Origin of the sequence: Marinifilum sp. (genome assembly GCF_965230805.1) — a bacterium.
Classification (GTDB): domain Bacteria; phylum Bacteroidota; class Bacteroidia; order Bacteroidales; family Marinifilaceae; genus Marinifilum.
In genome coordinates this window covers 249,955-272,168 of record NZ_OZ246019.1, presented here as the reverse complement: position 1 = coordinate 272,168, position 22,214 = coordinate 249,955, and the positions used below count along the sequence as shown (strand labels likewise).

Genomic DNA, 22,214 nt, shown 5'->3' with positions numbered 1-22,214 from the left:
TTTCAATGATTACTACCTTATATAATGAAGGTGAAAATATTCTTGCATTTCTAAAGTCGTATGGATTATTAACAAAACTTCCAGATGAGTTTATTATTGTGGATGGAGGTTCAAATGATGGAACAATTGATCTTATAAAAAAATTTAGTGAAGAAAATAAAGACCTCAATATTAAATTGATCGTTGATGAGACATGCAGTAAGAAATACTCGGTAAGTCCGGTAGCTAAAGGGAGAAATGTGGCTATAAAGAATGCCAATTATGATATTATAGCAGTTACTGATGCAGGATGTGTATTAACTGATAATTGGTTAGAAGAGATTGTTAAACCTTTTACCATTGATAAAGATATTGATGTAGTAATGGGTAAGAATAAATTTTTTATTAAAAATGATTTTCAAAAAAAATATGAGCCTTATGCATTACATGAAAATGTTTATCAACCTTCATCAAGGAATTTAGCTTTTAAAAGAAGTATATGGAAGCAAGTTAATGGTTATCCTGAAACTTCCTTAACCGCTGAAGATACGTTATTCAATATAAATTTGAAAAAGGCTAATGCTAAGTTTTATTTTAATTCTAATGCCATTATAAAATGGGAAGGACCGAAGGATCTATTGGAACTAAAACAAAAGCAAATAGGTTATGGTAGGGGTGATGGATTTAATCGAATTGATCTTTTGAAATTCATTATTAGAATTCCTCTCATGATTTTGCCTGTTAATTTACTCTTTAAAAAGGGAATTTTCTCAGGTGGTTTTAAGATAGCTTATTTTCATATGTTCTTCTATCAAATAGGGTATATTAAAGGATTACTTTATGGACGTTCCTAAAGGTAGATTATTAAAAGTTGCTTGCGTAATCTCTTTGATAGTTGCTGTTTATTTAGATTTTCTAGCAACTTCAATGATTGGGTTATGGATTTCATATGCTTATACAATTGTTTTAGGATTAATATCTTTTTGGAATTTAAAAAAAGGATTCGAAATTCTATTTATTTCTTTTTTAATAATTCCAGCTTTTGATCGGGATATTATAAGCACTTATACCGTTGATGATATATCTCTTTATTATACACCTTTGTCAGTTACTTTTTCAGGTTTCGCACTTCTTTTATATAATTTGTTTTTTATATTAATAATTTCTTTTCTAAGAAGTTCAAATTTCCGAGTAAAAAAAGTTCTTTTTCTACCGATCCTTTTTCCCCTATTTTTAGTTTTTATTTTAATTTTTGGACTTGTTTTTGGGATTAGCATTGGTGAATATGTTGAGATAAGACATATATTATCTGATTTTAAGTTTCCAATTGTTTTGTTCGGATCCATTATTGTAGCGTATGTTTATAGGAATTACTTTAAATCAAGTGAGGATTTTAATAATAGACTAACAAACCTTCTAATTTTGGTGTGTTATATTTATGGTATTCGAACCATTGTGTTCATTATAATTGATTTAATCTTAGGAATTCCTAAGTTAGGTTGGAATACCGATGTAGTATTAATTGCCCCTGTTTTATTCTCATTAATTCTTATTAAAAATTACAAAATTAGTTATTGGGAATTACTATTATTCATATTGGCAATGATACCGAACGGTAGAGGTCCAATAATTTCGTTCATAATATGTTTCTTTGTTTATGCTATTATTAAAATATTCGTTCAAAAGAAATTGTCCCCATTGTATAATTCTATAATAGCATTATTTATTCTTAGTTTATCATTTCATTTAATTTTACCAAAGATTAATGAGCCATTATACAACTTTATTAATTTTAAGTTATCATTTTTTCAAAATATTGGCTCTGGTGAAATATCCGCATCACCTAAAGTTCGTGTTTACGAATTTTATAACATACATTCCGAGAATGAGGATAATGGATTTTTAGGAATATTGCTTGGGAAAGGACCTGGTGGTTTTTTTACATATAAGAATCACCCAATAGATTTAGTTTTAAATGAATCGGATTATTCACCAATGGAATTATCTATAGGAAAGTATTTAAGGCCTCATACATTTTTAAATTATTTTTACTTAAAAAGTGGAATACTTGGGTTATTATGCTATTGTTTTATTTTTTTAGTAGTAGTAATTATTTCGTTTAAAAAAAGAAGTCTAACAAAAGATTTTTTAATGTTTCCGTACTGTTTCTTATACGCACCATTGGGATTATTAAATAGTAATTGGAGAGTAGAATTAATGTTTTTAACAGGAATTATTTTATTATCGATATTTTATAATTATGAAGAAAAAAAGCATATGGTTTGTATGGACGGCAGCCCTAAATACACCTAGACTAACAAAAATTGCAGAAGAATTAGATAAGAATAAATTCGAAGTAACTATAGTATATTGGGATCGAGAATTCAGCGGTCAAGGATTGGAGGATAGCATAAAGAAATTTGGTAATCAGTTTAACCTAATCTCAATTAAAACAGGATATGCCCCTTATGGAAAAGGTATTTTTTCTTTGGGTAATAGAATTAAATATTCGAGAGGTTTGAAAAAACTTATTAAGTCAAATATTAACAATATTGATTTACTTTATGTTTGTGATTTTGATTCAGGTTTTCCGATAAGAAACCTAATGAAAAATTTTAAAGGAATAAGTTATTTTGATATTGCAGATTACATCGAAACTTTTAAAAGTCCGATACCAAGTTTTTTAAGAAAAATCATAAAAAAATTATATTTAAAGATATATGATGCTGCTTCATACATTGTTCTTCCGGATATAAATAGATTAAATAATATCCCAAAGAAATTCCATAATAAAGTTAAGTATATTAATAATGCACCTAATATTTCTCTTTCTGACATTGAATATCTGGATATTGATATTAATAAAGATAAAACTAATATTGCATATTATGGAGGCTTTAGTGAAGAGCGAGGAATTGATTATCTATTAGATTTAGCTGTGGAATTTGGAGATAGAATAGATTTTTATTTTGCTGGATGGGGACAATTACAGCCTAAAATTGAGCAAATTGCAGGAAAATATGATAATGTTCACTTTATAGGAAAATTAACACAAAATCAAGCTTTGGGACTTTTGGAAAAGGTAGATCTTTCCTATATAGTTTATGATCCTAGTTTCGAACATAATCAAATAGCATCTCCAAATAAAATGTTCGAAGCATTTATGATTGGACGACCAATTATCGTTGCTAATAATACCAGTATTGACAAGATAGTTGAGCAGAAAGAGTGTGGTTTTGTTGTAAATTATGATTTAAATGAAGTTCGAAATCTTTTAAAGAATATAGAATCATATGATATTAAAGAGTTAGCAGATAATGCTAGTAAAGCGTATGCTGAGTATTCATGGGAAAATTCTAAAAAAGTAATTCATGAAATTATCAAATAAAAAGAGATTATTAATTTTAACTTCTAGATTTCCATACCCACACATTGGTGGAGACAAGGTAAGGGTTTATAATTTTATAAAACTATTATCTCAAAAATATGAAATTGATTTAGTTTCATTATCCGATGAAAGTATTCGACAGGAAAATATTGTAGAAATGGAAAAATACTGTAAACAGGTAAAAGTATTTAGCCTTTCTAAAAAAATGTCCTTTTTAAAAACTTTCATAGGCTTATTTAATAAACAACCTCTTCAGGTTAATTATTATTACTCTAAACAATTACAATGTTGGGTAGATGCTAATGTAGAAAGATATTCTGGCGTTTTTTGCTATCATATTAGAACAACAAAATACCTAGAAAAACATAAAAATTTATTTAGAGTTGTAGATTTTGTTGATGCAATATCAATGAATTGTTTAAATTCCATAAAAACATCGAATGGGTTTAGTAAGCAATTGTATAAAATGGAATATAGAAAATGTCTGCGATATGAAAATGAAATTATTAAAGAGTTCAATAAAGTAGCAATTATTTCCGAAGTTGATAGAAGTATTTATACCCGTAATGTTGATTTTAAAAAAATAGAGATTGTAGGTAATTACGTACCGGAAATAATTACCTCTAATACGGTACAGGAGAGTAGTAATAGTATCTGTTTTTTTGGGAAAATGAATTATAAGCCTAACATCGATGCAGTTAAGTTTTTTGTGTCAGAAATATTCCCAACATTAAAGTTAAGAAATAAGAATTTGATACTAAAAGTTGTTGGGGCACACCCTACTCAGGAAATAATGGATCTTGCAGATCAAGATGGAGTTCATATTACAGGATTTGTTGATAATCCATATAATTTAATAAAGGAATCTGACGTTGTAATAGCTCCAATGATTTCTGGATCCGGCATCCAGAATAAAATACTAGAATCTATGATGTTAGGTAAGTGTGTCATAACTAGCAAAATTGGCGCTGAAGGTTTAAAAGTGCAAACTGAAAAAGAACTGATAATTTGCAAAACCAAGAATGACTATTTAGATAAAATAGAATTGTGTCTGAACGATAGAAATTACAGAGATTCAATTGGAAGTAATGCTAAATTATATATTGAGAATAATTTTTCGGAAAATATGATTAAGAAACAATTATTTAAACTTATAGATATTTAATGATTATTAGAGCAAAGGCTCCATTGAGACTAGGTCTAGCAGGTGGAGGAACAGATGTAAGCCCATATAGTGATGAATACGGAGGAGCGATTCTAAATGTTACCATTGATATGTATGCTTACTGTACAATTGATACAGGATGTGAGGATAAAATTATTTTTGAAACAAAAGACAGAAAAGAGTTCAATAGCTTTGAAATAAAAGATTGCCTTCAATTAGATGGAAACCTAGATTTACACAAGGGTGTCTACAATAGAATCATAAAGGATTATAATGGAGGTATACCATTAGGATTAAAAATGATTACATATTCGGATGCACCTGCAGGAAGTGGTTTAGGCTCTTCCTCAACCTTGGTAGTTGCGATGGTGAAAGCATTTGTCGAATGGTTAAATTTACCATTAGGAGAATATGAAATTGCGATGTTAGCTTATGAAATAGAAAGGGAGGATGTTGGTTTAAGTGGAGGAAAGCAAGATCAATATGCGGCGACCTTTGGAGGCTTTAACTATATGGAGTTTTACAATGACAAGAAGGTTATCGTTAATCCATTAAGAATAAAAAATTGGATTAAAGATGAACTTGAGAGTTCAATGGTATTATTTTATACAGGAGCATCAAGATCCTCAGCAGCTATTATTGACGAACAAAAAAAGAATACCACCACAAAAATTGAAAAAACAATTGATGCTATGCATGAGCTAAAAAAGAGCTCAGTCGAGATGAAAGAGGCAATTTTGAAAGGTGATGTTAATGAATTCGCGAACATTCTTGGAAGATCATGGATCGAGAAGAAAAAAACAGCTAAATCGATTTCAAATCCTATGATTGAGAATATTTATGATTCCGCTATAAATGCTGGTGCATTAGCAGGTAAAGTTTCTGGCGCAGGAGGTGGTGGGTTTATGATATTTGTCGTTGATCCTGTAAACAAATTGGAAGTGGTTGAAACATTGAATGATTTTGACGGAAGGGTTATGAATTTTCATTTTTCTGAAGGAGGGTGTCACGGCTGGAAAATATTTAAAAACGAAAATGTGAAAAAAGCCGAAATTAATAACAACTTGATTAGATCTTATAATAACTAAGTAAAATGAGAGAGTTCATAAGAAAACAGATATCAGAATCATTGGATATCAAGCAGAGAATCTTGGATAATGAGCAATTGATAGTACTGATTGATAAAATAGCTAGTATTTGTACAGAAGTATATAAAAAGGGTGGGAAGACCTTATTGGCAGGTAATGGTGGTAGTGCAGCAGATGCACAACATATTGCAGGAGAATTTGTAAGTCGATTTTACTTTGATCGGCCAGGAATTCCATCTATAGCTTTGACTACAGATACATCAATATTAACAGCCATAGGGAATGATTATGGATACGAGAAATTATTTAGTCGTCAAATTCAGGCTCAAGGTAATGGAGGAGATATGTTTTTTGCAATTTCTACATCAGGAAATTCTAAGAATTTAATTGAAGCCATAAAGGAAGCAAAAGGAAATAATATCATTACCGTTGGTTTAACTGGTGAAACAGGAGGTCAAATGGTGGATATATGTGATTTTTGCATAAAGGTTCCATCAAAAGAAACACCGAGAATCCAAGAAGCTCATATACTTATAGGTCATATTATTTGTTCTATAGTGGAAGAAAATATTTTTGGTAACCTAAAGAAATAAGTATGGAAGCAATTGTTCTGGCTGGAGGTTTTGGTACGAGATTAAAAGAGTTAGTTAATGATTTACCAAAACCAATGGCTGATATTAATGGGAAACCATTTTTAGAGTACTTGTTAACTTGGTTATCAAGAAATGGTGTCGATCATACAATTCTTGCAGTTGGTTATAAGGCCGATACCATAGAAAAACATTTTGGAAATGAATTTATGGGAATGAAACTAAACTATTCTCATGAGTTTGAACCTTTAGGAACAGGTGGGGCTATAAAAAAAGCTTTTATTAAGCTAAAAAACAGAAATAAGCCTGCTTTTATAGTAAATGGAGATACTTTTTTTGATGTTGATTTAAAACAATTCTACGATTTTCACCATCAAAATAAGAGTCAGTTTTCCATTGTAGTTAAAAAAATGTTCAATTTTGATAGATACGGATCTGTTGAAATTGAGGATAATAAAATTTCTAAATTCAAGGAGAAGACATTTAAAGAGGTTGGATTCATTAATGGAGGAATATATTTAATGAATCAATCTTGCCTTCAATTACTGCCTAAAAAGGACAAGTTTTCATTTGAAAATTCATTTATGGAAAGATATGTGTGTGATTTAGCTTTTGGAGCTTTGGTATCAGATGGTTATTTTATAGATATTGGTATACCTGAGGATTATTTTAAGGCTATTCAACAATTACCTTTTAGATTATGAAAAGAGCCTTGTTTTTAGATCGAGATGGTGTTATTAATAAAGAATATAACTATGTACACCGAATAGAGGATTTTGATTTCATTCCTGGCATATTTGATTTTTGTAAGCTATTTCTAGAAAGGGATTATATCATTATAATTATAACCAACCAAGCTGGTATTGCTAGAAAGTATTATAGCGTTAATGATTTTAATTCGTTAACAAATTGGATGTTAGGGGAATTTGGAAGAGAAGGAGTTAACATTGCAAAAGTATATCACTGTCCCCACCATCCAGATTATACAGGTGATTGTAAATGTCGAAAACCAAACCCAGGCATGATATTAGAAGCTAAATCAGAATTTGATATAGATATAGAAAATTCGATATTAATTGGTGATAAAATAAGCGATATTGAATCTGGGATAAATGCTGGAATTAGAGTTAATAACTGTTATTTATTTAATGGCGACTTTAATTATATTATAAATGATATTGTGTAATGCAAGAGAATAACTACATCATCATCATGGCTGGGGGAGTAGGATCTCGATTCTGGCCCATGAGTACCGAAGAAAAACCAAAACAGTTTTTAGATGTTTTAGGAATTGGCAAAAGTTTGCTACAGCAGACTGTAGATCGCTTTAAAACCGTATCACCAGCTGAGAACATCTTAATTGTAACCTCGGCAAAATACAAACAATTGGTCGCTGAGCAATGTCCTGAATTGTTGGAAAGTAACATTTTGTTGGAACCTTGCATGCGTAACACTGCACCTTGTATTGCCTATGCAGCCTATAAAATCAAAGGCTTAAATCCTGATGCCAATATTGTTGTTGCGCCATCTGATCATTTGATTACCAATGAGGCAGAATTTATTCGAATCATTGAAAATGGATTGGAATTCACGGCTAATAATGATGCTTTACTAACTTTGGGAATCCAGCCACATCGTTCTGAGACGGGATACGGTTATATTCAGGCAGATTCAGTAATCAGTAATCACTTATCAGTAAATAGTAAAAATTCAAATATTGGATCGGAAGGCGAGTCTTATGAAACCATGCCAAATGAAGAGCAAACAGATAACCGACAACCGATAACTGAGAACCCATTAAACGTTGCCGCTTTCAAAGAAAAACCAAACTTACAAACTGCCAAAGAGTATCTTGCAGCTGGCAATTATTACTGGAATTCCGGTATCTTCTTGTGGTCATTGAAAAGCATTCTTTCAGCATTTGAAAGCTACGTACCTGAGGTTGCTGCCATTTTTCAAAAAGGCGAGGAGTTTTACAATACAGAAAAGGAGCAAGCATTTATTGATGAAATGTTCCCAACCTGTACCAATATTTCCATTGATTATGCCGTAATGGAAAAGGCAGATAACATTTTTGTTCAGCCAGCGGATTTTGGCTGGTCTGATTTAGGTACCTGGGGATCACTTTGGGAAAAACGTGAAAGATGCGAGCAGGGAAATACAGTTGTTGGTGAGCAAGTTCACTTGTTCGAAGCAGACAATTGCATTGTAAATATGCCTAAAGATAAGAATGTGGTGATTCAAGGTTTACAGGACTATATTGTTGTAGAAGACAATGATGTACTGTTGATCTGTAAAAAAGAGGAAGAACAACGCATTAAGGAATTCCGTGCAGCGGTTATGAACAGCTAAGCTAAAAAAGGTCTCTCATCACGAGCGAAGCTTAGTGATCTTTCCAATCGCAGTAGTGCGTTAAAAGAAAAGACACTACAACGATCAACAGATTGCTTCGTTCCTCGCAATGACAGATAATTGGAGGTTCCTTCGCAATGACAATAGATGACGAGTAAAAAACAAAGCCTCAAAGATTCAATCTTTGAGGCTTTACTTTTGAATAATAGTTTGCAATTAAAAACAAAAATCCAAAACTTTGGCAGCATTTTCCTGGTCACCATTTTCTAAAAGATCCTGGGCCATTTTAATCAATTGATTGTCTGCCACTCCATTTTTTATAGCTTCTGCTATTTCCTTTGGTAATTTTTCCATTTTAAAACATTGTAATAGTAGTGTTATATCGCCTAACAAATGTATGAAAATAATTTATTCTGTCAATCCTAAATATTTGCTAGATTTCTTAGTTTGTGTTAAAAGAACTTTAATTTATTGTCGAAAACGTTTGATTCATCTATAGAACTCGAACAGTCCACTTGTGCCTAGGTTTTCCCTTTCAGGGGATTAAGGGGTGAGCGTGAGGAACAGTCCAACATTTCAACATTCCAACAGTCAAAGAGTCGAAAAGTCTTGAAAAGTAAAAAAGTAGATTTGCCATAGCTTTATTTTTAGTGATGTATACATTTAAAACGCTTAAACTTTGTTTTGCCCTACTTTTGAGTGATCAGAACTACCCAGTTAGCGATTCGAATCCCTGCCTGTGGTTAAATCCAATTGTGAGTGGGTACCTAGTATCAAGTATCAAGTAGAAATTGATAACCGACAACCATAACCGACAACCGACAACCGATAACCGATAACCGACAACTGACAACCGATAACCAACAACCTTTCAACTCTTCAAGACCCTTCTACTGTCAGACTCTTCTACTATTGGACTTTCAAAAAGAAAAAGAGGCACAACCCCTTGCACCTCTTCATTAAACATTTATCCTTAATCATTAAACATTAATTGACTCCATTTCAATCTCCAGCTCATTCGTTTCTCCATATCGATGGATCAAATCCATGGTGATGGTTTTGTAGGTGACCGCTTCAATTTTTAGGGTATAAGTACCAGGCTCCAGTTTGCTAATACGGAAACCTCCTTTTGTGCCTTTAACTTCATGATCAAAATCGATAGATTCGATAATCAAGTGAGCTTGGGGAACAGGTAATTTGGTGTTTTTATCAAGAATACTTCCTTTAACGGCCAGCTTACTAGATCCCGGATTTTCCATCTCCGAAGCTTCAACATAGGTCTTGTAGAATTCAGGCTCGCTATCCTCAAACATCGATTCCATAACTTTATCCAACCTTTCATTGATGATGTTAATACCGGCAGATCGACTGGCAGATAAGTCTTCCAGGGCAATTTTTTGCTTTCCTTGTAAGACCTTAGGTCGTGGAGCCAGATTTTCGTAATTGGCATAAAGCGTTTTTAAATCTTCCAGATCTTCAGCTGTAAGAGCCGTTTCGCTCAATTTCTCACCAAGTCCTTCCAAATAACCGATAGAATATTCACATCGGCTAAGTAATTTTTCATCTGATAATTTAGATAACATTCCCTCACTTCCTTTAAAATTAGGAAGTTCATCACTGAGCTCATTTTTAATGCAGTAATTGTACAGTAGCATATTGCAATTCGATACCTTATTTGCCAGTTGATTCTTTACATTTTTCTTACTTAAGGTAGAACCTGAGTAATCTTGGGTCGTGATCTCCCAGGCTTGTTCGAACTTGGTAAATTCTGCCAAAAGCGCATCAAAAATTTCCTTTAAAATCGGAATGGCATCAATTTTTACCTGGTTCTCATGATAGAAATCCTCTAATCTTCTTTTCATTTCACGGTAAGCAACTAAAAACTTGTTCATAATACTTTGTTTTTACGAGTAAACATGCTGATTTTATACCTTTTAACTATGAAAATAGCACTTGGTATAATGCCGACAGATGAATGAGAGTGCTAAATGTGTAGCAGATTTAGTACTAATATCATTAACGAATCGGTATAGCAGGATACTCAGGGTTAAAATTTATTTTTATATAGTATAAGATAATCTTCATTTTTTGCTCTTTTCATCACTATTCACAGAGCTTTTGTGCTATTCGCACTTGCCTTGCTTGTATTCCCAACAGCTTCGATGGCATCCGCACTTGCCTTCTCTTCTTATTTCAACAGACTTGATTGCGTTTAAGCTTGCTTCCATTCTACCCCCACTTGCCTTGATATCTTCAGCAGCTGCCTCGATCTTATCCCCACTTGCCTTGATTGTGTCCGCAGTTGCCTTTGTATCAATTCCATCTTGTTTGCTTCCATCAGCAATCCTTTTCCTTTCACACACGACTGCATCAATTCCCTTCACATCTTGCGTGATGTTATACTTATCAGCTTTTGATGTTGATGATTGACAAACAAGCCATCATTCACCCATTTAGGATTGCATTCTAATTGATTGATTTGTTCATGTACTGAGTTTTAGTTTTAATCCGGAGACTTATCTTGTGTCAACAAATATTCCAACATGTAACTGTTAATAGTTACCATGAAATGATAAGCCACCGGATTATTATTCATTAAACTGATGATTTTATTTCACGATACCTGTCTGCATATTTTATGAGTATACAATAAAATGCAATGATGTAGATATCAAAGCTATTATGGTATGATACAATAATACAAGCAGGAAAAATTTGCTTTAGTGATAACTAGTGGATCAAGGAATAGATCCTTTTACATGTGGAATCGGTTTCCCGATAATTTTGTTGACAATGTCAAAGGTAAATAAAATAATATTACATATGCAATTGAAAATGCAGAATCTTAAAATGATTGTGTTAAAAAATCTTAATCTGGAATATTTGCTGTTAAATCTTTTGCTCATCCTCAATGAGCACAGGGGGACAAGTAGTAAGGAAGAGGTAGAAAGTAGAAAGAGAGAAGTATAAAGTATAAAGGAAGAAGTGGAAATTATAAAGGAAGAAGGATAATGACAACCGACAACTAACAACCGACAACCGATAACCGACAACCGATAACCGACAACCCTTCAACTCTTCTTTTCCACTTTCCTCATCATTTATCATTCATAATTCATAATTCCTATTAAATTTGTGCACTTAAAATAAATTGTCTGATCTCTATACGAAAAGGGATGTGCAATGCGTTAATAGCGAAATCAAATGAATAAAATGAAGAGAATAGGCTTACTGATAAGTATTCTTGCGCTGACAGGAATTTCTAAGGGGCAGAAAATCAACTACCAGATTGGAGCATCATCTTATCTGTCAAGCGAAGAAAATTTACCATTCTGGTTGGTGAGTAATCAAAACGGAAGAGTGCCAAATGAAAATGCATTGGTCACCGACTTATCTATGTACAGCACTTTCATGAACAAAGGTACCAATCAATTGGATTATGAGTTTGGGTGGAGCGCCAGTGGATCAATTGCCGATCAAACAGATGCAATCCTCACTCAAGCTTATGCGCGTTTAGCCTGGAAGAAGTTATTATTGTCGGTAGGATCGCGCTATGAGGACATTCAATTTGGCAAGCTTTCTGCTACCAATGGCAACTTGTTTTTATCGAACAATGCACGTCCCATTCCAAGAATATCAATTGGTACACAGGGGTATTGGAAAATTCCTTTTGCAGAAGATTGGTTGGCAGTAAAAGGAATGTATTCCGAAGGCATCATGCTTGATGATCGATATGTTGACAATACAAGAGTACATTATAAGAATGTATACATCCGCTTGGGTGGAGATCGAAAGTTCAATTTAGAAGTGGGATTCCAGCATTACTCACAATGGGGAGGAAGCTCTTTCGATCCTAATGTAGGAAAATTGCCTACCGATTTCACCAATTATACGCGTATGATTGTTGGTAAAGGAACCGAAGGAGAAGAAGTCTGGGGAGAATGGGAAAATGCCTATGGAAACCATCTTGGGGGATGGGATTTTCATGTTTACCTAAAAGGTGAAAAGGTGAACTGGGAGTTGTATCGCCAAACCATGTTCGAAGACAAATCGGGCACCTATTTTCATCGTCCAGATGGGGTAACAGGATTGTATGCCGAATTTAAAGGAGAAAAGAATTGGGTTACATCTGCCATGTACGAGAATTATTACACTCGTTATCAGTCAGGTAGTACACCAGGAGGTACACCAATACCTGGCAGCGATGGTGCTCTTTACACAGGTCGGGATAATTACTTTAACAACTACATTTACAAATCGGGCTGGACACATTACGGTCGTACATTGGGGCTGCCTTTTTTTGCGCCAGCTCAGGAGGATGAAAATGGACACACTCTGGGCGTGATTAACAATCGTATCGTGGCACATCATTTTGGAGTAAATGGATATTTATTCAATAAAATTCCTTATCGCACTTTACTAACTTATTCTCAAAACTGGGGAAGATACTCAGTTCCCTTTGAAGGAGGAATGAAAGAACAGGTTTCAGCACTTCTAGAACTTCATTTGCCAGAGAAAACCTTGCCTGTAGAAGTTAGTTTTTCCATCTCCATCGATCAAGGCGAATTGTATAAAGACAATGTGGGATGTTTCTTGAGGGTGTATAAAAACGGAATTTTTTAATTTCCCATTCATCTCAATCGCAGCTTGCATTTCTCTGGCTGTGATTGATTCAAAAAATTAGGAGGCGCTTCTTGCGCCTTTCCTCTGTCTTAAAACACAAAGTTGTTCTTTTCTCTGTTTTTGAATCTTCGGTTTTGAAGCTCTCACTTTCAGTTGAGGGTATCAATAGTAAAATAGCCTAACAAACTTGAACCAATTCTGTTTAAGTTTAAGAGGCAAGTCGAAGCTCTGTCATTTGATTTCTCCAGCCTGAATGAACGTATAAATAGAACTCTCGAGGTTAAATCCTCCTACAAGCTAATTCCAGATTCGTCATTTGCAATGCTGTAATTTTTCTATTACAGCTTTTTAATTCTACTCTTGTATGATGTGATTATTTGACTTTGACATCGTGCCAAGCTTCGCCTGCGTGATTTTTCTTGACTTTTTTCGCTTTTTTTTATCTGATCTTGGCTTTAATATGTTATATTTATGCTTTGATTAGATTCGAAAATGATTATGTATTATTTAATCAATTCAATTATTACAACAAAACAACCCTTCTAACAACTAATTTTGCAATGAAGAAACATCGTATTCTTATCGTTGATGACATTCCTGAAAATATTAAAGTTTTAAAGGCAATTCTTTCCGATCCATCTTACGAGATTCAATATGCAATGAACGGCAAAGATGCTTTGATGCTTTGTGTTGCAGATAGTTTCGATTTGATATTATTGGACATCATGATGCCCGAAATGGATGGATATGAAGTTTGTAAATATTTAAAATCAAAAGATAAAACTAGAGATATACCTGTTATTTATTTAACAGCTAAGATTGATAGTGATGACATTATTAAGGGTTTCGAAACAGGTGCTCAGGACTATGTAACCAAACCATTTAATTCCCAAGAGTTAATTGCAAGAGTGAATACTCATCTTGAATTAAAGCATAAAAATGAATCATTAAAATTCATGAATTTGCAATTGGAAGAAAAGGTGGCAGCTCGCACAATGGAATTGCAAGAAGCTAATACGAGTTTAAAAGAGGCCAATCTCCAGTTGTCGAAATTAGAAGATGCGAAAAATGATTTTCTTTCATTAATGTCAACAGAACTGCGTGAACCTTTAAACGGAATAGTTGGTTTTGCAGATATGTTGGAATTCTCGATCAAGAACAAGACAAATTTGAAATATGTTCGTTTTATTAAACAAGCATGTGAAAAGTTAATCGGTGTTTCGGATATCGCATTATTGCTTTCTGCTTTAAGGTTTGATAGATACAAAATGAAGGTGGTTGGTTTACCGGTTCATGAAGTTGTAAAGGTAAGTGTTGATAAGCTAAGAGGTTTGCTTTCAGAACGCAAGGTCAAGCTAAAAATGGATATTCCTAAAAACTACATTGTGCGCGGAGATGAAAGGTTGCTGGAGATCTGTATGGAAAAGATCTTAGAAAATGCAATAGCCAATACACCATCTCGCTCCGAAGTTTATGTAGGTGCTGAATTAATGGGACAAAAAATAAAAGTTTTTGTTAAGGATGCAGGGACTCACTTTGCCGAAGGTGAGGTAAACTATACTTTCCGATTCTTCGATTTAGAAAAAAACGAGCGCACAGATGATTTTAAACGATTTACACCTGGTTTGGTTGTGGTAAAACTAGTGATGGACTTGCACAAGGCAAAAGTAGATGTTGAGAATTTGGAAGAAGGGGGCGTTAGTGTTTCGTTTTTACTTCCGGAGTATTAATAGTCAAACAGTCTGGGAAAGTCAAGAAAGTCTCGAAGAGTCTTGAAAAAGTTAAAAGATTTATAAGAAATATAAGAATCGCAATGCTTGTTTGGCTATTGCGATTTTTTTATTGATCGAAATTATTGGTTTTTGAATTCCTGCCGATAAAAGACGACAGCTTTCCTGTAAAGTATCTACAGTTGAAGAATCTATGTATTTCAAATCATTGGCAAGATAAAGCATGCTTCTAACTTCTTCACAAGATGCTTTCGAAATATCTAAAAATCGTTTGAATTCGATATCAACATATCGTTCAAATCCTTCTGCAATATTGTTCATTACAGAAAATGAAGCTTTTTGTATTTGATCTGTAAATGCGAAATCTTTTAGGTTATTGCAATGAAAGTAAACTTGATTGGTTTATTTTCTGCCTTCTTGCCAAATAAATAATTCTTCAAAATGCTTAACTGTTGCCATATTCTTATTATTTTCATTAACACTTCCAGACACTTCAAATTTTACAGACTTACAATTTTCTAAGCACCATCCTTGCCTTATCAGCCCGTGCTACTGCCTTTTTGTAATTTCGCAATTCATCATATCTCTCGGCTGGGAATTCGAATTTTTTGTATTCTACTTTACGGATATAGCTTACTGTGTTCCCTTCTTGAATTGCTTCACTCATGTAGTTTCCAAAATCTGATTCAATAAGCTTCTTTTCAGGAATACTTTCCATTTCATAACCTTCTGGTAAAGTAAATTGTATTGTATCGATATCGCAATATTCTCGTTTGAAATAAATGTTGGTTTTACGATTTTTAATTTTCTTGGGAACGCTGGTACTTCTCGTAATCAAATTAAGAGGCACAAACAATCTGTCACCCGATTTTGAAGAATAATTCCTAATGTCCAGATCAAGTTCTAGTTTAGAGCTTGGAATTCTGGTAAGCTCTTTGCTTGCTTCGAAACTGTTAATTTTAAAGTCAGGAAGATCAATGTCCTTGTACAGTTTCTTTTTCTGATCTTCTGGCCCTATATGTGTTAATCCTGCGATATATTCATATTGTAATCCTCTGCATTTTTCAGTGATTTTTGCTTTAGCAGTGCCATCAGCATTGATTTTAATATCTCCGGTTTTATTCTGAGTATTATCAGACATTTGGTACGAAGGAGTTCTTACCAGTTCTCCACCATTCTCATTAATAGCAAGAACAGTTCTGTCATCGGTAAAACTTCCCAAATAACCACAAGGACTAAATTTGTCTGTGCATTCTAACCAAATAGTATCTTGTTGCAATGGAACCATTAAAATGGCATGATTGGCGAAAGTACTCACAAAATTTGTATCAATTTCTCTTGTTTTGTCTCCGGCGTATATAAGCGTATAGTAGGAAGTTAAATCAACTGTTTTTAACAATGCTTTCATATAATTTGATAAAGCCTTGCAATCACCATAGGATTTATCTTGAACATATTGGGCAGGAAATGGTTGCTGCCCACCAATACCTACTTGAATACTAACGTAACGAGTCTTGTTTTGAAGATATTCATAAAGTTTCTTTACTTTATCAAAATCGGTTTTACAGTCTTTCACCAAATTTTTGATTTCAGCTTTGGTGTTCTCATCAAGATCATCACGTCCATAGTTCAATTTTGAGAACCAACTTGCAAGATCATTCCAAGAATTTGTGGAGCCATGTATTTTATCATATTGGAATTTGGTTGGAGAACATTTTAAATATGGACCTCTGTCAGAGTAACCATAGGGGATGAGTAAGATTCAGGTTTGTATGCTTTTAAATTTGAAATCTTCCAAAGGTAGGTACTTCTTCCTCTGTCTTCAGTAATAATTGGTTTCAACGATGAATTAAGCATCTTATACTTAAAGCTATCAGGATTGTTTGTAGATATTGTAAATATACTTTCATTTATGGAACACCTCGAGCCATTGTATGGGTGCCAATCATTGATATTAAAGAATTCATTGGTGCTTAAGTTATACGAACAAACAACTGTGTATGGATAATTTTTTTGAATGGGTTCGTAATGTTTGATTCTTGAATCGGTAAACATGTTTTCCCCAGATGCACTGTAATCATTAATCTCAGATGATTTCACCTTTTCTATTAGAATTCCATTAGTGTCATATAGTGAGATTTGTAAGTTGCTTACAGGCATATTTTTAGAGTAATATACATGAACATCGGCATACCTATCTCCTGATTCGTTGAGTATGGTAATTGCTTTTTCGTATTTATATTTAATATCACTAGTAACCGACTAAAATATTAAAGAGGGTACTAGTGTAAAATTGTATTGAAAGTTTCCTGTAGTATTCATAAATAGCATTTCACTAACACCATAGTCACATAAATAAACAGCAATTGCAGATGTATCCTTATCATACCTATTCATTAGTAATTCGTCTTTTGTCACCTTTCCAAATTTTATTGGGGCTTTTGCAGCAACGCATTGTTTACTTGCAAAAAGAATCAAAAGAGTAGCAATAAACACTCTGAGTACAGTTAAAAGTTTCATAGAATTAGGGATTAAAATTATAAAGCATTTAATGTAGTAAAGTATCATTTAAGAATCAATTTAGATAAATAACTCTTATGTATGAAGATTGAGATTGGAGGTATTCAATGATGTTCTATTTTAGTAACTCAACTTTTCCTTTAGGAGTTTTTGCAATGTGAGGTGAAGTACTTTTTGATATTTTTTTCCTTAAGAAACTGCAATACTTTTTTGCCGTAGTTGGTGAAATAACAGTGGTCGTTTAAGAATTCTATGTTTTTATTGCACCAATGCTGTTTAGGAATTTCTGTTGAGGTTACTGTTTCCAATTCCTTTCTCAAAGAAAAGCTTCTTGATTCGTAGTCATCCAAGCTTAGGTGATACATATCAGCATCGCAAAGAACCTTTTCAAGCTCATTTTGTGGGCGTGGAGGGTAATGAGTCGCTAAAATACAATTTACAACCTTATTAATTTTGGATTTAGGGTAATGAATTCTGCTTAAAAAGTCTACAGCAATTTCTGTTCCAGCCTTTTCGTGACCAAAGTAGGTAACCGCATGTCCTGCATCATGAAACCATGCTGCTATAATTACAAGCTCGGTATTACTGGGTGAAAGTTGGGATTTTCTGGCTAAGATTTTACAAGCTTCAACCACTTCTTTTGTGTGTTTTAGGTTGTGGTAGCACAAATTAACAGGCAAGTCACATAATAAATCGGTAACATACTCTTCAACTTGTAATATGTAATTCTTAGTATTGTTCATTTATTAGTATTACGACCGCTAAATAATTTGAAGCATAAGACTATTCAAAAAATGCCGTTCAGTAAATGAAACGGCATTTTTGGTATTTTGTTTTATAAATCTTGTACAATTTCGTTTAAAAACCTGTTTAGAGGTTGCAATGCTTTAAATGAATTGTCGATTTCCTGAACAAATTGATCGGAAATAACAGTTTTATCATCAATCATTTTACTAACTGCATAGTGCTTGTAATTTAGTAAATCTATATGCTCGAAGTCTTTTGGAAATCCTCGTGGCGCAGTTTTAAGTTTCTCTCCATACATTTCTGTGAAATGACTTTTGAATTCAGAATTTTCAATTATACCTCTAAATTCTTCAGGATGGTGAAATATTTCTGTTCGTATTGCTTTAAGAACATTCGAAGCAGGCATGTAACATCCACCGCCAAGAAAGCACTGTCCGGGTTCGATATGAATATAATATCCACCATAGCTACTTTTTCTGCCATTTTTTGACACAAAAGCTCCAAAATTCGTTTTGTATGGTCGTTTATCTTCCGAGAATCGAACATCTCGATAAATCCGAAATAAACAATCTTTAGCTCGTAAACCAGATATATTTGGATCGAAAGCTTTAATTTGCTCAATGCTCAATTCTATAAAAAGCTCAAAACCCTTTTTTGCCTCTTCGTATTTCTTCTTGTTAATATGAAACCATTCTCGATTGTTATTATCTCGAAGTTCCTTTAAAAAGACAAGTATTGCTTGATTAAGCATGGATTTTTTTTTTAAAATGTCATTACTTTAAAGTCTGATTGAAGATATTCGGTTAATGGTTTACCCATGTATTTTACATCCACCCCAATTTTTTCTAATGATTCTGACACACCATATAAGTCTGCACAAGCTTTACACGCATAAACATTAATTCCCACTTTCATCATTTTAGAAATGTATTCTTGGAGATCTTTATCTTCACTTAAAAGTTTAGATGATGGTCCCCAAATGATAAAATTGATTTGATCCCACCATTTGTGCTTGGCTGCATTAAATGTGTACATAAAAACCATTTTTTCTGCAACATCTTTGTCACCACTCGTCCAAACTACTGCAAGTTTTTTGCTTTCTGTCATCTTCTCAGTAGGCTTTGAATCTAAAATTTGCTTTGCACTACAATTTAAGAATGAAGATGCACAGATAAAGCTTGTGATAAAAAAAATACTTAATAACTTTTTCATGGTTGATTAATTTTAATTGATAAACTAAAAAATAATAATAAATTAAATATTGGGATTTATAGAAAATACATATTAATATCGAATAGGAAAATACTCATTATATAGATTAATTAAAAATACTTATAAAAAAAAGGATAACTTATTTGGTGATATTTCCGTTATAACTGTGAATAATAAGTAATTTAAAGTAAAAAAAAGCAAATGTGGAAGTTAGTGAGGATATTGGTTTTACTCATTTTAGTTGTTCCGGTAATATCGTGGATCTTATGGAAAGTTGAGAAAGACATCCCAATAAATTTGCTCGTTATAGATAAGACAACTCCGGAAAAGAGCTTTTCTGAGCATTTGTCATTTTTTTGGCTTGTTAATCAAAATAAATGGGTTAAAAGTACAGGAGATGAGTATGACTTTGCCGAGGATTTTTTAGGCTTTCATCCGGGAGAGAATGGAAAGTATGTAATTAAAGATTTGGGAATATATGGTGAAAGATGTAGTCCTAGGCTAGCTGATTCTATGGATGTTGTGTTTTTTGCAGATACTTATGGAATTTACAGTTCAAATTGGGAAGATCATCCTGACCATGGAAAAGATACAATCTCATTCTTTTATGGAGGTTTGCAAGCCGAAGAGTTTAATTTATTAAGAGAATTAAAGAGAAAAGGCAAAACCATTATCGCTGAGTTTAACTTGTTTGCTTCTCCAACTTCTTCTGTAATTAGAAGACAAACAGAAGAACTGCTTGGTGTTAAGTGGAGTGGTTGGATTGGTAAATATTATCCAACACTTGACACGGCGAAAACTCCTGAAATTCCCAAATGGATACCTGAACTCTATAAAAAAAACTACAAAACGGAATACAATTTTAGTAAAGGAGGAATTGTATTGGTTGATAATAAAGAAAGAATAGTAATTTTAGAAGAGAAAACACATTTAAAAGAAAGGTTTCCAATTCTAATATCAGAATTAAGTACCCAGTTGGAGTATAATGTGCCTAAGCAAATTTACTATCCATATTGGTTTGATATTAATCAAATAGATAATAGGAATCATGTACTGGCTAATTTTAAAATTGATGTCAATGATAAAGGGAAAGAGTTGATGGATTCATTACAAGTGCCAATACAGTTTCCAGCAATAATTGAGCATGATAAAGATTACAGATTTCTCTATTTTTCTTTTGATTTCTCCGATAATCAAATTGGAATTTACTCCTCATATTTTAAGGGTGTTGAAAAAATAAGTGAAGCATTTTATAGTTCAGATCAAGTTATTGATCGAAAGATGTTTTTCTGGAGGTATTATAGACCATTTATGGAAACTGTGATGGACAGTATTAGTGCCAAGAAAGAACGAAAGAAAAGATATCTTGATTAATAATTATTTAAAATAAATCTAGTAAGGATTAGTATGGCAAAATTTTTACCCCTTAGTATTATCACCTGTATTCTTGTAGTGTACTCTAGTCTAATAAGTGCACAGGAAATTGATAGCTTAAAATCGGGATCTGTAACGGTTAAATATGGAAAAGCCAGGCAGCTGGCATTTAATGGAAACAGGCAAGAAGCAAGGAAGATTTGCTATGAAATTCTTAAGGGAAATCCTGATTATTATGATGCCAGAATCCTAATTGGAAGAACTTTTGCTTGGGATAAATCTTACGATAAAGGAAGAAAAGAATTACAAACTGTTTTAGATAAAGATTACGATAATAAAGATGCTATCTTGGCTCTGATTGATCTTGAGAAATGGGCAGGTGATATATCACAAGCTTTGTTTTATTGTGAATATGGTCAATCATTTTATCCAAGAGAAGAAGATATTCTTCTAAAGAAAATTATATTACAGAAAGAAAAAGGATTGGAAGCAAAGTCTTTACAGACTATAAATGAATTATTGGAAATTAACCCAGGTAGTGAAGAAGGTATTCAACTGTTTAAGGCATATAAATCTGGAAGAAGAAAATATTCATTAATAGTAAAGCACGACTTTGAGCATTTCGAAGAACCCTATGTACGAAGATGGCATGTTACTTCATTTCAATTAATGCGAAGAAATTTGTGGGGAAGTATAACAGGTAAGCTTAATTTTGGTGATTTAGTAGGGCAGGGTGAATCTTTGTGGTCTAAGGATATTTCCAAACAATATGAAATTGTAGCCTATCCGAGGGTTTCCTCAACAAATTATTTGTATCTGAATTATGGATATTCACCCGATAATTTGTTTCCAGAGCATAGAGCTGGAGCTGAATTTTATCAAAAGTTACCTTCAAATATTGAACTTTCTATGGGTATGCGTTTTTTGAGATTTGATAGAAGTTCAGATTACAAAAATGTTTATATCTATACTGGTTCAGTGGGAAAATACTATCGCAATTACTGGTTTTCGCTAAGAGGATATTTCACTCCAAAAGATAGTGAAGTATCAAGGTCGGTATTTTTTATAACCAGAAGGTATTTAAGGGATGCGAAGCAGTACATTGGATTGGAACTAGGAACTGGTACTTCTCCTGATGAGGCAAGAGGTAATGTTTCAAACTTTGAAACCTATAAGTATGAAAGTTGGACTGTTCGTTTAGCTTATCAGGATCAATTGATTGATAAGCGACTAACTTATTTGTTGCGCACTGGCTATGAAAAGGAAGAATATGAGGTAGATGAAAAAAGAGGAATCCTAACATTCTCAGTGAAGCTATCATATCAATTATAATTTATATGAAACGAGCAAGATTAAAATGATTATGAAACACACAGGATAATGATTATTTAGATCTTGCAGCTTCCATCTGACAAATGAAAAACTTGTACTCATTTTGCTATGTTG

Annotated in this window: 22 protein-coding genes and 1 pseudogene; 13 read left to right on the top strand and 10 right to left on the bottom strand. The window is 33.1% G+C overall.

Features of this window, described 5'->3' with window-relative positions:
* The first annotated feature begins 5 nt into the window (after positions 1-5).
* The 9 genes from ACO05S_RS01110 to ACO05S_RS01070 are packed head-to-tail and all read left to right on the top strand — an operon-like array spanning position 6 to position 8,562.
* On the top strand, positions 6-833 hold the full coding sequence (locus ACO05S_RS01110; protein ID WP_421919703.1) for a glycosyltransferase: 828 nt from the start codon (positions 6-8) through the stop codon (positions 831-833).
* A complete protein-coding gene (locus ACO05S_RS01105; protein WP_421919702.1) occupies positions 820-2,292 on the top strand; it encodes a hypothetical protein in 1,473 nt (490 codons plus the stop codon). Before ACO05S_RS01110 ends, ACO05S_RS01105 begins: the two co-directional genes overlap by 14 nt.
* The gene (locus ACO05S_RS01100) at positions 2,240-3,367 is read left to right on the top strand and encodes a glycosyltransferase (protein ID WP_421919701.1); all 1,128 of its coding nucleotides are present in this window, start codon (positions 2,240-2,242) and stop codon (positions 3,365-3,367) included. Before ACO05S_RS01105 ends, ACO05S_RS01100 begins: the two co-directional genes overlap by 53 nt.
* Positions 3,351-4,532 carry a glycosyltransferase gene (locus tag ACO05S_RS01095; RefSeq protein WP_421919700.1) on the top strand — a complete coding sequence of 394 codons (1,182 nt, stop codon included), beginning with the start codon at positions 3,351-3,353 and terminating at the stop codon, positions 4,530-4,532. The genes ACO05S_RS01100 and ACO05S_RS01095 overlap by 17 nt, the downstream gene beginning before the upstream one ends.
* Positions 4,532-5,620, top strand: coding sequence for a hypothetical protein (locus tag ACO05S_RS01090; RefSeq protein WP_421919699.1), 1,089 nt, complete (start codon positions 4,532-4,534; stop codon positions 5,618-5,620). Before ACO05S_RS01095 ends, ACO05S_RS01090 begins: the two co-directional genes overlap by 1 nt.
* A gap of 5 nt (positions 5,621-5,625) precedes the next feature.
* Positions 5,626-6,213, top strand: a complete 588-nt coding sequence (locus ACO05S_RS01085) for a D-sedoheptulose-7-phosphate isomerase (RefSeq protein ID WP_421919698.1) — start codon at positions 5,626-5,628, stop codon at positions 6,211-6,213.
* Between the two features lie 2 nt (positions 6,214-6,215).
* Positions 6,216-6,914 carry a nucleotidyltransferase family protein gene (locus ACO05S_RS01080; protein WP_421919697.1) on the top strand — a complete coding sequence of 233 codons (699 nt, stop codon included), beginning with the start codon at positions 6,216-6,218 and terminating at the stop codon, positions 6,912-6,914.
* The gene (locus ACO05S_RS01075; RefSeq protein ID WP_421919696.1) at positions 6,911-7,396 is read left to right on the top strand and encodes a D-glycero-alpha-D-manno-heptose-1,7-bisphosphate 7-phosphatase; all 486 of its coding nucleotides are present in this window, start codon (positions 6,911-6,913) and stop codon (positions 7,394-7,396) included. Before ACO05S_RS01080 ends, ACO05S_RS01075 begins: the two co-directional genes overlap by 4 nt.
* Positions 7,396-8,562, top strand: a complete 1,167-nt coding sequence (locus ACO05S_RS01070; RefSeq protein ID WP_421919695.1) for a mannose-1-phosphate guanylyltransferase — start codon at positions 7,396-7,398, stop codon at positions 8,560-8,562. The genes ACO05S_RS01075 and ACO05S_RS01070 overlap by 1 nt, the downstream gene beginning before the upstream one ends.
* 216 nt (positions 8,563-8,778) lie before the next feature.
* Here the strand turns inward: ACO05S_RS01070 and ACO05S_RS01065 are convergent, their stop codons facing one another.
* The 3 genes from ACO05S_RS01065 to ACO05S_RS01055 form a co-directional block, all read right to left on the bottom strand.
* The gene (locus ACO05S_RS01065; protein WP_421919694.1) at positions 8,779-8,916 is read right to left on the bottom strand and encodes a hypothetical protein; all 138 of its coding nucleotides are present in this window, start codon (positions 8,914-8,916) and stop codon (positions 8,779-8,781) included.
* 626 nt (positions 8,917-9,542) lie between these two features.
* Positions 9,543-10,454, bottom strand: coding sequence for a carboxypeptidase-like regulatory domain-containing protein (locus ACO05S_RS01060; protein WP_421919693.1), 912 nt, complete (start codon positions 10,452-10,454; stop codon positions 9,543-9,545).
* Positions 10,455-10,685: 231 nt separating this feature from the next.
* Positions 10,686-10,946: a hypothetical protein gene (locus tag ACO05S_RS01055; protein WP_421919692.1), complete on the bottom strand. Its 261-nt coding sequence runs from the start codon at positions 10,944-10,946 to the stop codon at positions 10,686-10,688.
* Between the two features lie 820 nt (positions 10,947-11,766).
* On the opposite strand from ACO05S_RS01055, the gene ACO05S_RS01050 reads away from it, so the two are divergent.
* Together ACO05S_RS01050 and ACO05S_RS01045 are read left to right on the top strand one after the other, a co-directional pair.
* Positions 11,767-13,185 carry a capsule assembly Wzi family protein gene (locus ACO05S_RS01050; RefSeq protein WP_421919691.1) on the top strand — a complete coding sequence of 473 codons (1,419 nt, stop codon included), beginning with the start codon at positions 11,767-11,769 and terminating at the stop codon, positions 13,183-13,185.
* A gap of 560 nt (positions 13,186-13,745) precedes the next feature.
* Complete coding sequence (locus tag ACO05S_RS01045; protein WP_421919690.1) at positions 13,746-14,915, top strand: hybrid sensor histidine kinase/response regulator; 1,170 nt, start codon at positions 13,746-13,748, stop codon at positions 14,913-14,915.
* A 60-nt stretch (positions 14,916-14,975) separates the two neighbouring features.
* On the opposite strand, the pseudogene ACO05S_RS01040 reads toward ACO05S_RS01045, so the two are convergent.
* From ACO05S_RS01040 to ACO05S_RS01010, 7 genes and pseudogenes are all read right to left on the bottom strand, one after another.
* Positions 14,976-15,287 (bottom strand): annotated as a pseudogene (locus ACO05S_RS01040) (four helix bundle protein); the annotation flags it as partial.
* A gap of 136 nt (positions 15,288-15,423) precedes the next feature.
* On the bottom strand, positions 15,424-16,548 hold the full coding sequence (locus ACO05S_RS01035) for a transglutaminase domain-containing protein (protein WP_421919689.1): 1,125 nt from the start codon (positions 16,546-16,548) through the stop codon (positions 15,424-15,426).
* 83 nt (positions 16,549-16,631) lie between these two features.
* On the bottom strand, positions 16,632-17,162 hold the full coding sequence (locus ACO05S_RS01030) for a DUF3857 domain-containing protein (RefSeq protein ID WP_421921267.1): 531 nt from the start codon (positions 17,160-17,162) through the stop codon (positions 16,632-16,634).
* Positions 17,163-17,177: 15 nt separating this feature from the next.
* A complete protein-coding gene (locus tag ACO05S_RS01025) occupies positions 17,178-17,435 on the bottom strand; it encodes a hypothetical protein (protein WP_421919688.1) in 258 nt (85 codons plus the stop codon).
* 140 nt (positions 17,436-17,575) lie between these two features.
* On the bottom strand, positions 17,576-18,178 hold the full coding sequence (locus tag ACO05S_RS01020) for an HD domain-containing protein (protein ID WP_421919687.1): 603 nt from the start codon (positions 18,176-18,178) through the stop codon (positions 17,576-17,578).
* Positions 18,179-18,270: 92 nt separating this feature from the next.
* A complete protein-coding gene (locus ACO05S_RS01015) occupies positions 18,271-18,933 on the bottom strand; it encodes a DUF2461 domain-containing protein (RefSeq protein ID WP_421919686.1) in 663 nt (220 codons plus the stop codon).
* An 11-nt stretch (positions 18,934-18,944) separates the two neighbouring features.
* A complete protein-coding gene (locus ACO05S_RS01010; protein ID WP_421919685.1) occupies positions 18,945-19,394 on the bottom strand; it encodes a DsrE family protein in 450 nt (149 codons plus the stop codon).
* 201 nt (positions 19,395-19,595) lie between these two features.
* On the opposite strand from ACO05S_RS01010, the gene ACO05S_RS01005 reads away from it, so the two are divergent.
* Together ACO05S_RS01005 and ACO05S_RS01000 are read left to right on the top strand one after the other, a co-directional pair.
* Positions 19,596-20,768 (top strand): hypothetical protein, encoded by a 1,173-nt coding sequence (locus ACO05S_RS01005; protein WP_421919684.1) that lies wholly within the window; start codon positions 19,596-19,598, stop codon positions 20,766-20,768.
* Between the two features lie 33 nt (positions 20,769-20,801).
* On the top strand, positions 20,802-22,100 hold the full coding sequence (locus ACO05S_RS01000) for a YaiO family outer membrane beta-barrel protein (protein WP_421919683.1): 1,299 nt from the start codon (positions 20,802-20,804) through the stop codon (positions 22,098-22,100).
* The last annotated feature ends 114 nt before the right edge of the window (positions 22,101-22,214 follow it).